We start from the raw sequence: 14,809 nt of genomic DNA, 5'->3' as shown, positions 1-14,809 counted from the left end.
TAACTATGAAAAAATCGCTCATTTATGTTGGACTAACACTCTTTTTTGCTTTTCAAATAGCAGGTAATCAGGCGATAGCCAAACAGTATTTTGTCAATAGTGTCAAAGGGAATGATACTAATAAAGGGACTCATAGAAATACCCCTTGGCAATCGCTTGCGCCTGTTCATGCGATGAAGTTTATGCCTGGTGATACTATTAATTTTGAATGTGGTTCTGCTTGGCAAACAGGTCTTGAAATAAATAATGGTGGAACGTCCTCTAAACCAATTGTTTACAAAGCTATTGGAGAAGGCGCAAAACCTATTTTTAGTAATTCAGGAAAAATGTCAAAAGCCATTAATATTACAGCAAAGTGGGTAATTATTGATGGGTTTTCCGCAAAAAATGCCAGTTTAGCAGGAATATTTTTGGCAAAGGGTGCCGACCACAATATTATTAGAAATTGTGAAATTGAAAATTGTGGTGGTGGAGTGATGGCACATGGAAGTTATAATTTAATTACGCAAAATTATGCTCATGATCTTATTATGATAAAAAATACTCCTGGGGGTGATGATGATTACGGGGCAGTGGCGTATTGGGTATTCGCACCACACAATGAAATTGCCTATAATCGAGCCGTACGATGTGGCGCACCAAGCTATGACTACGGAGCTGATGGTGGTTTTTTTGAAGTATATACCAATGGCGATAGTACTTATGTGCATCATAATTATGCAGAAGATTGTCTGGGGTTTTTAGAGATAGGAGGTGGCTTGGCTCGAAGTATTACTGTAACAGACAACGTTTCCGTCAATAGTGGGGGTTTTTGCTTTCATTTAGGTAGTAAGTTCAAAGCTGACGTCCAAAATTTCAGGCTTGAAAACAACACCGTGATGGTTCCTAAGGGAACAAAGTGGAAAACTTTGATAGATTGGGCTGGAGGAACACCTCAAAAAAACACGCTCGTTTTTCGAGGTAACACCATATTATTAGGAGGTGAACCAAGGGACAAAATTTCAAGCAATGGGTTGTTTACTCATGAAAACAATACATATTTTTTTTTGGATGGGGCGCAAGCTGGCTTCTCGTTGGATATTACCGAACACATACAGCAATCTAACTAGGTTATTTTATTATGAAAAACACATTCCTTATTCTTACTTTTCTTTCGCTAAGTATTTCAGGCTTTACACAAGGTATAGAGAGCTGTCGTGCTAGTTTGAAAAATGATACCCTGACCATTGAAAACACAAAAATAGCGAGAACATACAAATGGAATAATGGTAATATCATTACGCAATCTTTAACAGATAAAACTAGTGCTAATGTGTGGAAAATGAATAGCAGTAAGCCTGATTTGACTTTTCCTGAACAATCTGAAAAAGCCGAAGATGCTACTTTTACAGTGAAAAACATTCCAGAGAACGAAGTTACTCCAGCACATTTAGCTATAGAAATTAGTTATCGCCTAGAGCAATTATTGATTAAAAGAGTGTTTCGTTTATATCCAGAGTGCGCCGTAATTGCTTGTGATTTGTATTTTAAAGGAACTTCTAAAAGTATTTGGTTACAACAAGGAATCAATCTTGCTGATATGGTAAACCTTGAAAAGGTTAGTGCCAGTAATGCAGGAAGTAATACTCCAGTCATCGAAAAATTAGAACTCTCAGGAAAACATTGGCAGATAGAAGCGGTAGAGTTTTTTGATATTACAGACCGTTTTAACAATTTGGTGAACAAGGTAGAAGCCTTGTCGTATAGACCGAATTTTTATCGGGGCAATCTGCTTTTTGCTCACGATAATATAAATAATAACGGCGTTTTTATATTGAAAGAAGCACCTACCTCTAATGTGCAATTGGCTTATCCAAGCAGTGATTTTATCACAGAGTATGGCGCTTTTAGGGTAATAGGAGCAGGGTTGAATCCTAGTGATTTACACCCAACAGAATGGCGTAGAGGGTATGGTTTTGTAACGGGGGTATATACGGGCGATGAGAAAAATAGATATAAAGTCTTAAGAAATTATCAAGAACGCATCAGAATTCACCAAACGGGCAGAGACGAAATGATTTTGATGAATACTTGGGGCGACAGAGGACAAGATGCGCGTATTCAAGAAAAGTTTGCCTTGGCAGAATTAGAGGCAGGTGCTAAATTAGGGATTACTCACTTTCAGTTAGATGATGGCTGGCAATTGGGACGTTCTTCAAACTCTGCTTTTAAGGGTGGCTCACTGAGTAATATTTGGGATAATAAAAATTATTGGGAGCCACATCCTGAGAAATTTCCGAATGGACTAGCACCTATCGTAAAAAAAGGAAAAGAACTCGGTATAGAAATTTGTTTATGGTTTAATCCAAGCAAAGACAACAGCAATGAGTATTGGGAAAAAGATGCTGATGCTTTAATTGCTATTTATAAAAAATATGGTATTCGTACTTTTAAGATAGACGGCGTAAACTTACCAGATAAATTAGCAGAAGTAAACTTTAGGAAGTTTTTGGATAAAGTCAGTAACGAGACAAATCATAAAGTAGTTTTCAACCTCGATGTAACAGCCCACCGAAGGGGTGGTTATCATTATTTGAATGAATATGGGAATATTTTCTTGGAAAACCGTTATACCGACTGGACAAATTATTACCCTTATACCACCCTGCGAAACTTATGGATGTTATCGAAATATGTGCCTGCTCAAAACCTACAAATTGAATTTTTGAACAAATGGAGAAATCAAGAAAAATATCAAACTAACGATATTTTTGCGCCAAAGAACTACTCGTTTGATTATCTTTTTGCCATTACGATGTTTGCTCAGCCTTTAGCTTGGTTTGAAGGTACAGGTTTGCCTACAGAAGCTTTCGCAACCAGCAAATTGATTAAAACTTATTTACAGCACAATACTAACATTCATGCAGGGCAAATATTCCCGATAGGGAATGAGCCAAATGGCAAGTCATGGACGGGTTTACAATCAATTACAAATGAACAGAAGGGATATTTGCTAGTATTCCGAGAAAATACGATAGATACTAAGAAGGCAGTAAAAACTTGGTTGCCCACAGGAAAAAAAGTGAAGCTAGAATTAATAGCAGGGCAAGGTAAATCATTTGAAAGTCAGGTACTTGAAGAGGGAAATGTTATTATCAATTTACCCGAAATAAATAGCTTTGCGCTGTATCGGTATACATTGAAATAACAAGTATATTTCAATGAAATATATCTTTATCGCTAAAAAAGAAACAATTCCTATGTTCAAGAAAACCGCTTTATTGTCCCTTATTTGGGCTTTGTGTTTACCAATAGCTTTCTCTCAACCTACAGAGAAGTTTGTAAAAGTATTAGTAGCTGCCGACCACGCTGATTGGACCTATAAGGTAGGAGAAAAAGTGAAATTTACCATTGCTGTTTTTAAAAATGGGAATCTGGTAAAAGATGCAAAAGTAAGGTATGAGATAGGTCCTGAAAAACAAGAACCTTCTAAAAAGGAAGCCATTAGCTTAGTCACAGGCTCACAAATTATTGATGGAGGAACAATGACAACGTCAGGCTTTCTACGCTGTATTGCTATTGCAGAAATTGATGGAAAAGAATACAGGAATCTAAGTACGGCGGCTTTTGAACCCCTGACTATCAGTCCAACCGTTGAAAATCCTGTTGATTTTGATACTTTCTGGCGAGAAGCGAAAGATGAACTAGCAAAAATTCCGATAGATGCTAAAATGACTTTGTTGCCAGAACGATGTACAGAAAAGGTAAACGTATACCATGTTAATCTTCAAAATTTCAAAATAGGAGCAAGGCTTTACGGCATATTATGTGTTCCTAAAAAAGAAGGAAAATATCCTGCTTTATTACAAGTGCCAGGGGCAGGTGTGCGTCCTTATGGAGGTGATATCAATAATGCTGAAAAAGGAATCATTACTTTTCAAATAGGGATTCATGGCATTCCTGTTACGATGGAGCCATCTGTTTATACTGATTTAGGTGCTGGTATCTTGAATGGTTATCCTAATTATAACCTTGACGACAAAAATCGTTTTTTCTATAAAAGAGTTTATATGGGTTGTGTAAGAGCCAATGATTTTTTAACGAGTCTCCCACAATATGATGGTTCAAACCTAGCAGTTACAGGCGGTAGTCAGGGCGGAGCTTTATCTATCGTAACGGCAGCATTAGATAGCAGAGTAAAATGGCTTGGAGCATTTTATCCAGCCTTGGCAGATGTAACAGGCTATTTAAAAGGCAGAGCTGGAGGCTGGCCACATTTTTTTGACAAATGGAGTAGAGCTTATAATGAAACGAAAGAAAAATTAGCGACAGTTGGATACTATGATGTAGTGAATTTTGCTCGCAGAGTAAAAGTGCCAGGGATGTATTCATGGGGATTTAATGACGAAACTTGCCCACCAACGTCAATGTATGCAGCCTATAATGTGATTACTGCACCCAAAGAATTATTTCTAGCCCTTGATACAGGGCACTGGACCTATCCAGAACAAGGAGAAAAAATGAATAATTGGTTACAAGAAAAACTAAAAGGAAAGTAAAATATAGCTTCTAGGATTCTCAGTAGTGTGATGAAGTCGGTATTACCTCATAATACTGACTTCTAAACATTCATGTTTAATAACGTAAAAACTTTTATGAATACCTTCAATCGTTTGCTGATAGTGTGTTATTTGATGGCTAGTGTGGTTGCTGTGGATGCTCAAAAAATAGAGACATCTAAGAATAACATCATGCCCGAGTTGAAAATATCATTCATAAAAAAGGGCGTATTAAGACCTAGGAGCACGCAGGAAATAATCTTTTCAAACTGGATAATTGGCTGTGAAACCCTTGATCGAGATATGGCTGATTATGACCAATATAAAGCCTATATTGCTCCTCTAGGTATCAAACGATTAAGAATGCAAGCTGGTTGGGCTAAAACTGAAAAAGTAAAAGGCAAATATGATTGGCAATGGCTGGATAAAATCATTGACGATGCCCACAAACAGGGTTTTCAACCGTGGTTAGAAACATCCTATGGTAATCCAATATATGAAGGAGGTGGGGGTATTAATCTAAGTGCAGGAATACCTACTTCGCCCGAAGCCCTAGAAGCGTGGGATAAGTGGGTAGAAGCCTTGGTTATACGTTACAAGGGAAAAGTAAGCGACTGGGAAATTTGGAATGAACCCAATTTTGGAGATAATGAAATTAATCTTCCTGAAAAAGTAGCCGAATTGAATATTAGAACGGCAGAGATTATCAAAAAGCATCAGCCCACAGCTAAAATCTCTGGCTTGGCGATAGGACATATTGATTTAAAATATGCTGATATTTTTTTTAAAACGATACATCAAAAAGGCAAAATGAAGCTTTTTGATAATATGACGTACCACGACTATGTTTATAATCCTGATGCTAATTATGCTCATGTAGCAGAGTTGAAACGGATTTTAGATAAATATGCCCCAACTATTAAATTGCGTCAGGGTGAAAATGGTGCACCTTCGTCAAGTGGATATGGTCGCGGAGCATTAGGAGATTATGATTGGACTGAAATCTCACAAGCTAAATGGAATGTACGTAGAATGTTAGGAGATTTAGGACATGATATAGAGTCGAGTATTTTAGGGATTGTCGAAATGAATTATGGCGTGATGAATGGGCCAATTAATAAAAAGAATGTAAAAGGTATTATAGAAGCAGATTCTTTAAACAGGGTTGTTCGCCCTAAAATAGCTTATTACGCCATGCAAAATGTTGCTTCTGTTTTTGATAATACCCTCCAACGAATTAAAAACTTGGAACCTACTCATAATACTGAAACTCAATTAAAAGTAGATGAGGTAAAATATAATAAGGGAACCGACAGGAGTTTGGCTGTATATGGCTACGAACATACACAATCTAAAAAGCAAGTATTTACTATCTGGCTAGATGAAGCTATTCCAACTAATACCAATTTGACAAAAAATATAAATTTTACTATCCTCAATGGTAATTTTGACCAACCTGTTTATGTAGATATTCTTACAGGAATTGTTTATGAAATACCTGATAACCAGTGGAAAAAGATAGGAAATAAATACATTTTTAATGATATTCCAGTGTATGATGCTCCGATATTGATTGCTGATAAATCCTTGATTGGCATTAAAAAATAGTTTATCAATAAATCATCTTCCCGCTTGTCTTCTATATTCCATCGGATTTTGTTTAAACTGCTTTCGAAATAGGCGATTGAAATTAGACAGATTTTTAAACCCACATTCATAGCAAATTTCAAGGATAGATTTATTGGTTTCTTGCAAGATTCTACAACTTTCATTGAGGCGCATTTCGATGACAAAACTCAAAAAAGTTTTTTGTGTCCGAGATTTAAAATACCTGCAAAAAGCTGATTCTGAAAGATTACTTATTCCCGCAACTTCTGTAATAGAGATGTCATCTTTAAAATGTAATAAAGCATATTCTAACACTTTATTCATTTTTAAACTATCGTTGATATTGATACCACTAATAGTATTTACAGAAATAGGTTGTAATTCCTGTCCATTCGAAAGGATAGCAAATATTTCAATCAACTTACTGAGTCGCCCCACATTCCCTAAATGAAGCATTTCTATCATGAGCTGCTTAATTTTTTCTTTAGCTCCTCCCAAGACAAGCAAACCATTCATTGATAATAGCAATACCTTCTTCATGTTTGTCATTTCAGGACTATTAAAAAAATCTCCTCCTAAGAAATCTTCTGAAAATTGAATCACTATTGAGCAAGGTTTTATAGGATTATCATCTTGATAAAAACAATCGTCAGCCTTGAATAAATGAGGTACATTTTTACCAATAAATGCTACTTCTCCTTCTTGATAAGAGGAAAAATTATCTCCAATAAATTTCTTTCCAAAGCCTTTTTCACAATAAACTAATTCGTATTCCTTATGAAAATGCCAAGGCGTTTCAAAGTTTGGCGACTCATAACGCCCAATAATAAACGAACTTCCTGTGTTCAAAGGAAGCTTTTGAAAGACTGCATGCTTAGATATTTTTAAACTAGTCAAAATAGTATCGGTAAAAGTTGTTTTATGGTGGCAATATAATATTATTTATTGTTTTTTTGTGTATTAATCTATGTTAATAATCAACAACGATATTATCCTACTTATTAAGTATGAAAAAAAATGTATTAAACAGGCGTAATTTTTTAGCTTTTATCCCTGCTATTTCCATAGCATCAACGGCTTTGGCAAAGCCTAGCTATCATCATTTGCCTATCTCTTGTAACAGCTATAATTGGATTACTTTCTATAATAGAGTTCATAAAAAATGGGGCGACAACCTAGCACAAAACTTTTCTGAGTTTGCCAAAACAGGCATCAAAGCTTATGAACCAAATATTGAAAGTCCAGCAATGGCTCAAGAATTAATTCCTGTGCTTAATAAATACGGTATTGCCCTACCTTCTATTTATGTCAACAGTGTTTTACATGAAAAAGAGGCCATCAAAACCTCTATCAATACCATAATAGCCATTGCCGATGTCGTTAAAAACTATGGAACAAAAATTATTGTAACCAATCCAAGTCCGATAAAGTGGGGTTCGAACGAATTAAAAACCGATGCACAGTTGAGTCTTCAAGCACAGGCTATGGAAACATTGGGTAAGGAACTGCGACAAAGAGGATTAACATTGGCTTATCATACCCACGACGTTGAGCTAAAAGCAGGAGCAAGAGAATTTCATCATATACTATTAAATACTACTCCCCAAAATGTTTCCTTTTGTTTTGATGTACACTGGGTTTACAGAGGTTCTGATAATTCAGAAGTAGCCGTATTTGATGTATTGAAGCTATATGGAAAAAGAATAGCTGAATTACACATCCGACAATCTATTGGCGGTGTTTGGTCTGAAGCTTTCACTGCTCAAGGCGATATTGATTACATTAGGTTAGCAAAAGAACTCTCAAAAATAAATATTCATCCACACATCGTGATAGAACAATGTTTAGAACCCAACTCGCCCAATACAATGGATGTAGTCAGTGCTCATATCAAAGGATTTTCAGCCATTAAAGAAACATTCTTAGGATAGCGTTTAACATTACTCTATTTAGTAAAACTTTTATTTAACAAAAATGGAAAATTCAAGAAGAAAATTTTTAAAGAATATGGGTGGCTCAGTAGCCGCAATATCCATTGGTACTACTGGTGTAAATGCTCATGAAGAAGTACTACACAAAAAGCTGATTCCTACTACTAAAATTAGTGCTAATGATAAAATTAGGATAGGATTGATTGGTTCTGGCATTATTGGTCATTACGATACAGATGCCGCCCTCAAAGTTGATGGTGTAGAATTAGTAGCTGTCTGTGATTTATACACAGGCAGATTAGATAGAGCCAAGGAAAAATGGGGTAATGGCATTTTCACCACCAAAGATTACAGAGAAATATTAGCCAGAAAAGATATCGATGCTGTATTGATTTGTACACCAGACCATTGGCATCAAAAAATGGCGATTGATGCGATGAATGCAGGCAAACACGTGTACTGTGAAAAGCCAATGATTCAGAAAATAGAAGATGGACATGCTATTATAGAAACTCAAAAGAAAACAGGAAAGGTTTTTTTAGTAGGAAGCCAAAGGGCAAGTAGTTTAGCTATTCTAGAAGCTAAAAAACACTTTGAAAAAGGAGCAATTGGCGAGTTGAGTTATGTAGAGGCTTATTGCGATAGAACCGATGCCAAAGGGGCGTGGCAGTATTCTATTCCGACGGATGCTTCACCAGAGACCATTGATTTTGATAAGTTTTTAGGCAATGCCCCTAAAGTTCCTTTCAGTGCAGAGCGATTTTTTAGATGGAGAAATTATAAAGACTATGGTACAGGGTCAGCAGGAGATTTAGTCGTTCATTTACTAACAGGCTTACACACCATCACAGGTTCGATAGGACCAAATAAGATATTTGCGTTGGGAGAAGTAAATTATTGGAAAGATGGAAGAGATGCCTATGATTTAATCAATTCATTTATGGCTTATCCTCAAACGCCTACGTTATCTTCTTTTCAATTATATACCCGTATCAACTTAGCAAGTGGCGAAGGAAAAAATGGTTTTGGCATAAAACTCATTGGAACAGAAGGTGCAATAGATGTTGGTTGGAACGACTTTAAAGTAAGAACATTGAAAAGAAGTGCAGCCCCTGGTTTCGGAGGATATGATTCTTTCGATAGTTTTTCAGCTCAACAAAAAGAAGACTATAAAAAATGGTACAAAGAAAAATATGGCAATACTATGGGAGGTTTTGACATGGGAAAAACCATTGAATTTACAGCACCTGCCAATTATGATGACAGATTAGACCACATGATTTGCTTTTTTAATGGAATACGCTCAAATAAGCCTATTCTAGAAGATGCTACTTTTGGACTAAGAACAGCAGGGCCATCTATCGCTTGTAATATTAGTGCCGAAAAAAATAAGGCATTGAATTGGGATGCCGAGAAAATGAAATTATCTTAAATAATTATTTAGCTCATGAAAATTGCCATGTTGGGGTCGGGTTTTATTGCCCGTTTTTATGCTACTTCACTGCATGCCCAAAGAAGAAAAGACTTTATTTATACGGTTTACTCTCGTAATATTGACAAAGCTAAACGCTTTGCTGACGATTATCATTTACAGCATTTTACTGATAATATGGAAGAAGCCATTAACCATCCAGAGGTAGATGTTGTGCTGATTTCGTTACCAAACTATTTGCATGAAATAGCCGTAAGTGCCTGTGCCAAAGCCAAAAAGCATGTATTATGTACCAAACCTTTGGGCAGAACAGCAGCCGAGGCTGAACGAATGTTACATTTAGTAGAAGAGGCAGGCATTTTTGCAGGTTACCTTGAAGATTTATGCTATACCCCCAAATTTTTGAAATCAGTAGCTAGTGTACAACAGGGAAGTATTGGTAGGGTATTGTGGACAAAATCCAGAGAAGCACACCCTGGTCCACATAGTGATTGGTTCTGGGATAAAGAAAAATCTGGTGGTGGAGCCATCATCGATTTGGCTTGTCACTGTGTAGAAATCAGTCGAAATTTTATTGGAAAAGATATAAAACCTATTGAAGTAATGTGCTGGGCTGATACTCAGGTACATCCAATTGAAGCGGAAGATCATGCCATTGGTCTAGTGAAATTTGAAAACGGAGCGATTGGTCAGTTTGAAGTAAGCTGGACTTTCAGAGGGGGAATGGATTTGCGAGATGAGGTAGTGGGGACCGAGGGTTCTATTTGGCTGAATAGCTTTTTACGTACAGGTTTTGAAGTTTTTAGCACAGGCAAAGGAGCAGGCTATGTAGCTGAAAAAGCAGAAGTAAATAATGGATGGCTATTTCCAGTAGGCGACGAAGCCCACGAGTTGGGCTATCCCAATATGTTTACCGATATGTTTGATGCGATTGAAAACCAGCGAGAGCCACAGGAAACATTTTATGATGGATACGTAGTAAATGCCATTGTAGATGCTGCCTTTATCTCTGCAAAAAGCAAGCAATGGGAAACAGTGAAACTACCTATCTGGCGAGGATTGACTGGACAAACAAAGCCCTCTGTTTACAAAGAGTATGACAATGACCATTGGTTGGTAAAAGAAGAAGTACTCCCTAATGGAGATAAAAAGGTGATTTTAAAGAAGAAAGATACAGGAGAAATTGTGGAAGTATCAACATTGGCTTAAATGTTATTTATCAATGATTGGGTTCACCTTTACGGTACTGAACAGGTGAAACACCCATTTGTTGTTTGAATAACCTTGAAAAATAAAATGGGTCGTCGATACCAATTGCTGAGGCTACTTCATTGATACGCAAAGCCGTAAAATGAAGCAATTGACAAGCTTTTTGAATGCGTAAATGATTGAAATATTCAATCGGTGCATAGCCAGTATCTTCCTTGAATTTTTTAGAGAAAAAGGAGATAGAAAGATGGGCAGATTGAGCAATTTCTTCAAGGGTAAGCGTATTAGCAAGATTTTCTTGCATAAACTTGATGGCTTTGTCGGTAGAACTAACCACGGAATAAGTATCGTTTACACGCTGAAAATGTTCTGTCGTAATAAAAGTAGATAAATAATAAGATAGCGAAAGGTTGGCAAAAAGCAGATTGTTGGCACTATAGCCCTTTAATAATGCATTTGTAATCTGTTTGAATAAGTCATTACGCTCATTGGAAAAGCCTACTTGAACACTTTCGGCACTATCATTCATAATAGCTTTTACGACATCATCGGCATTATTTCCGTCGAGATGAAACCAATAAATTGTCCAAGGGTTCTGAGCATCAGCTACATAAGAATGAGGTACGTTTTTAGGAATAACAAATATTTCTCCTGCCGAAATACTGATTGTTTTATGTTGAAGCTGAATTCGTCCTTTTCCATGAGTACAGTAAATCAGAATGACTTTTGAAATACCTAGCGGACGTTGGTAATAATGGTGCAAAGCTTTGGGATAAAATCCCATACGGGTAATGTAAAGCGAATGAATTAAGGGCAACGCTCTACTTTTATTAATTGCTAGTGTTGGAATTTCTATAATTAATTCTCCTTCAAAGCCTCTACTTTTTTGCATAAATATATTGTGTTAGTCAGTTTTGATAAAAGTAAAATAATCCATGTAATTAATAAAATTGTTTAGTTATTATTTCTTTGAAAAAACGAATTTTGTATCAATAAAATATAAAAATATTATATACAAAAATAAGAAATGGATTTAAGCAAATACAGCTTTCAGCGAACTAAAAACACTTATTGTGTTCATTACGACGTACTTAAAATTACTGTCTTGTTAGTAATAATACTATTTAACGTTTTCAACCCAAGTTTTGTAAAAGCACAACAATCGTATGCAAAGTGGAATACTGATGAATTGGTATTAAACAATGGATTTGTCCAGAGAAATATAAAATTACCTACTTTATCAGGCAGTTTTGGCACTACCTCTTATAAGCCTGTAATAGGGGAATTTAAGTACCTCGAAAAAAATAATCCAGAGTTTCAATTTGAGGTTAATAACAAAGTTTATGCGGGTACAGATAATTGGACTTTGGGAAGTATTCAAAAAATTACAGATACTAAACAAGGCGAGGGTGTAGCGGTCAGGTTGTTAAGTGAAGATAAACAAGTAGAACTTACGATTAACTATTTGTTGTATCCTAACTTACCTGTCATTCGTAAAAATTTAATTATTAAGAACTTATCAACCAAAAGTGTTTCATTAGAATCTGTAGATGTTGAGAAGTTTAATATTACGGGGTATTTTGCCACAACCTTTAGTTGGATTTGCCATGATTATGGAAGAAGGCGTTCTATTGGTCCTTATGATGGTAATATGCAAGATGCTTTGCTGACGGTTCATAATAGCGATTGGCAACAAGGGATGGTTATTGGCAATGAAGCTGCTGGAGTAATTAAACATACATCTGTCTTTTGGCAAGAACCCACTATTTGTAGTGGGTTGACCCATAAAGATGCACAGTTTCCTTTCAGAAAATACCTTCAACAAGGAGAAAGCTTTGAGTCTCCACAGGTCTTTACGATGGTGTATAATAATCATAAAGACCCCGACGAGATACTGAATACGGCTGTGCCAGACTTTGTGCGAAAACATTTAGGCACGCGTCTTTCTGAATTATCACAAAAGCCAACGTTCGTATATAATACTTGGGTACCTTTTCATAAGGACATTAATGAGAAATTGGTCATGGAACTGGCAAAAGCTGCCGCTGATGCGGGAATGAAAGAATTTGTGATAGATGATGGCTGGAATGATAACTATGGAGATTGGATTATTGACAAGGAAAAATTTCCTAACGGTTTAAAACCTGTGTTCGATTACATCAAATCGTTAGGGATGAAACCCGGCTTATGGGTAAGTGTAGGTAGTGCTTCGCCAGATAGCAAAGTGTATCAAGAACATCCAGAATGGTTTGTATTAGATGAAAATCAACAACCTGCCAATTTGCATGAGAATGATTTAAAAATGCGAACGGCTTGCTTTAGTACAGGTTGGTACGATTATATCAAAAACGTTTTGATGAAATTATCCTTAGAATACGGACTAGAATATTTAAAACTCGATTTTACAGTTGTTACCAGTCCCTACAGATTTGGTCATAAAAATACAGGTTGTTATGCTACCAATCACGCTAATCACAAAGACCAACATGAGTCATTTTATGTAAACTATGAACGTGTTTGGAAGTTGTTTGACGAATTGCATGCGACCAAGCCAAGCCTATTTATCGATTGTACTTTTGAAACAATGGGTGGTTTACAATTGATAGATTACGCCATGCTGAAACATGCTGAAGGAAACTGGCTATCTAATTTTTATGGCCCGCCTCAGGAAAATGTCGATTTAAGAGTAAGAAATATGGCGTGGTGGCGTTCGCCTGCTATTCCAGCCACGGCATTAGTTATTGGAAACCCCGAGATGCAAGATACAGGTTGGGAAATGCACATAAAATCGCTTGCAGGTGCTTTGCCCATCATGTTAGGTGACCCAAGAAAACTGTCAGCTCCAGACTTTAAGCGATATAGAACTTATGCAGATTGGTTACAATTGATGGAAAACAAACATCAAATCATGAGCTATAGGCAAGATTTAGCAGGTTTGGGTGAACCGAAAGAAGGACAATGGGATGGATTTCAGCGCATCAATACAGAAACAAAATCAGGAGGAATAATCGGAGTATTTAAGCATGGTAGTTTAGAAACCGAAAGGCAAATATTCATCACACTCTTACAACCTGAAAAAACTTACCTTATCAAACAAGCAATTTCTGGCAAGAAAATCACTCAGATGACAGGTAGTCAATTATCCTCTATTGGATTTAAGGTGAAAATCAATGAAAAATATAACGGAGAACTTTTTGAAGTAATTAAGCAATAAAGGAACATTAAAAAATAAGAACATGGGAAAACAAACATTAACGGCTACTCAGATAGCGCAATACAATCAAGATGGATACTTGATTCTAAAAGGTTTCTTTAACCAAGAGGAAGTTTCAAAACTATACCAAATAGCGATAGAGGATAGCATAATGAGTAAAAATGCTATTAATGTAAATGATAGTTCAGGAAAAAGGAGTAAGCTTTCGTTATGGTACAAACCAGGGGATGACGTATATGGATTGCTAACCAGAGGCAATAGTTTGATTAATACTGTAGATAAATTACTTGACGGAGACGCATCAGTTTGTCATTTCCATTCTAAGCTGATGCAAAAAGAACCACGAGTAGGAGGGGCTTGGGAGTGGCACCAAGATTATGGCTATTGGTATAAAAATGAGTTTTTATTGCCCGACCAAATGATGTCGGTAATGGTTGCCATTACAGATGCCAATCAAGAAAATGGTTGTTTACAGGTTATCAAAGGCTCCCATAAAATGGGGAGAGTGGAACATGGTTTTTCGGGTGAGCAAGTGGGCGCATCGCAAAGATATGTGGATTTAGCCTTAAAAACGATGGAATTAATTTATGTGGAGTTACAAGGTGGAGATGTGTTGCTTTTTCATAGTAACCTTTTACATCGTTCAGAAGCTAACCTTTCAGATAAGCCCCGCTGGTCAATGATTTCTTGTTATAATCGTGCGTCTAATATTCCTTATAACGATTCGGCATCTTCTAATTCGAGCATTACTCCAATTGATATTGTGCCAGATGAAGCATTGTTAACTTGGCAAACAGCTGGATTGAGGGAAGATGAAGCTGAATTTTTAGTAAAAGAAGCAGATGTTGCTTTGAAGTAAATATAATACTAAATTAAC

11 protein-coding genes are annotated in these 14,809 nt (G+C 36.4%); 9 read left to right on the top strand and 2 right to left on the bottom strand.

Annotation, left to right across the window (positions count from 1 at the left end; genetic code table 11):
• Positions 1-5: 5 nt before the first annotated feature.
• The 4 genes from AC1RNE_RS21770 (at position 6) to AC1RNE_RS21755 (ending at position 6,146) form a co-directional block, all read left to right on the top strand.
• Positions 6-1,109 (top strand): right-handed parallel beta-helix repeat-containing protein, encoded by a 1,104-nt coding sequence (locus AC1RNE_RS21770; protein ID WP_492804143.1) that lies wholly within the window; start codon positions 6-8, stop codon positions 1,107-1,109.
• A gap of 11 nt (positions 1,110-1,120) precedes the next feature.
• A complete protein-coding gene (locus tag AC1RNE_RS21765) occupies positions 1,121-3,187 on the top strand; it encodes an alpha-galactosidase (RefSeq protein WP_492804141.1) in 2,067 nt (688 codons plus the stop codon).
• A gap of 13 nt (positions 3,188-3,200) precedes the next feature.
• Positions 3,201-4,538, top strand: coding sequence for an acetylxylan esterase (locus AC1RNE_RS21760; protein WP_492804139.1), 1,338 nt, complete (start codon positions 3,201-3,203; stop codon positions 4,536-4,538).
• Between the two features lie 72 nt (positions 4,539-4,610).
• Positions 4,611-6,146, top strand: a complete 1,536-nt coding sequence (locus AC1RNE_RS21755) for a GH39 family glycosyl hydrolase (RefSeq protein WP_492804137.1) — start codon at positions 4,611-4,613, stop codon at positions 6,144-6,146.
• A gap of 12 nt (positions 6,147-6,158) precedes the next feature.
• On the opposite strand, the gene AC1RNE_RS21750 is transcribed toward AC1RNE_RS21755, so the two are convergent.
• Positions 6,159-6,995: an AraC family transcriptional regulator gene (locus AC1RNE_RS21750; RefSeq protein WP_492804136.1), complete on the bottom strand. Its 837-nt coding sequence runs from the start codon at positions 6,993-6,995 to the stop codon at positions 6,159-6,161.
• A 158-nt stretch (positions 6,996-7,153) separates the two neighbouring features.
• On the opposite strand from AC1RNE_RS21750, the gene AC1RNE_RS21745 reads away from it, so the two are divergent.
• From AC1RNE_RS21745 to AC1RNE_RS21735, 3 genes are read left to right on the top strand one after another with little or no spacing between them, the layout of a single operon-like run.
• Positions 7,154-8,077 carry a sugar phosphate isomerase/epimerase family protein gene (locus AC1RNE_RS21745; RefSeq protein ID WP_492804134.1) on the top strand — a complete coding sequence of 308 codons (924 nt, stop codon included), beginning with the start codon at positions 7,154-7,156 and terminating at the stop codon, positions 8,075-8,077.
• A 43-nt stretch (positions 8,078-8,120) separates the two neighbouring features.
• The gene (locus AC1RNE_RS21740) at positions 8,121-9,509 is read left to right on the top strand and encodes a Gfo/Idh/MocA family protein (RefSeq protein ID WP_492804132.1); all 1,389 of its coding nucleotides are present in this window, start codon (positions 8,121-8,123) and stop codon (positions 9,507-9,509) included.
• A gap of 15 nt (positions 9,510-9,524) precedes the next feature.
• Entirely contained in the window at positions 9,525-10,718 is a 1,194-nt protein-coding gene (locus AC1RNE_RS21735; RefSeq protein WP_492804130.1) for a Gfo/Idh/MocA family protein, read from the top strand.
• 10 nt (positions 10,719-10,728) lie between these two features.
• Here AC1RNE_RS21735 and AC1RNE_RS21730 read toward each other — a convergent pair whose 3' ends face one another.
• Complete coding sequence (locus tag AC1RNE_RS21730; protein WP_492804128.1) at positions 10,729-11,610, bottom strand: AraC family transcriptional regulator; 882 nt, start codon at positions 11,608-11,610, stop codon at positions 10,729-10,731.
• Between the two features lie 135 nt (positions 11,611-11,745).
• Here AC1RNE_RS21730 and AC1RNE_RS21725 point away from each other — a divergent pair, with 135 nt between their 5' ends.
• Both AC1RNE_RS21725 and AC1RNE_RS21720 read left to right on the top strand, forming a co-directional pair.
• Positions 11,746-13,932, top strand: a complete 2,187-nt coding sequence (locus AC1RNE_RS21725; protein WP_492804127.1) for a glycoside hydrolase family 36 protein — start codon at positions 11,746-11,748, stop codon at positions 13,930-13,932.
• A 22-nt stretch (positions 13,933-13,954) separates the two neighbouring features.
• Positions 13,955-14,791 carry a phytanoyl-CoA dioxygenase family protein gene (locus tag AC1RNE_RS21720; RefSeq protein WP_492804126.1) on the top strand — a complete coding sequence of 279 codons (837 nt, stop codon included), beginning with the start codon at positions 13,955-13,957 and terminating at the stop codon, positions 14,789-14,791.
• The last annotated feature ends 18 nt before the right edge of the window (positions 14,792-14,809 follow it).

The sequence above is a fragment of the Arcicella sp. GW822-FHT02H01 genome (assembly GCF_058802005.1).
The sequence above is the reverse complement of the archived record's forward strand: the minus strand, read 5'-3'. Positions and strand labels throughout refer to the sequence as shown.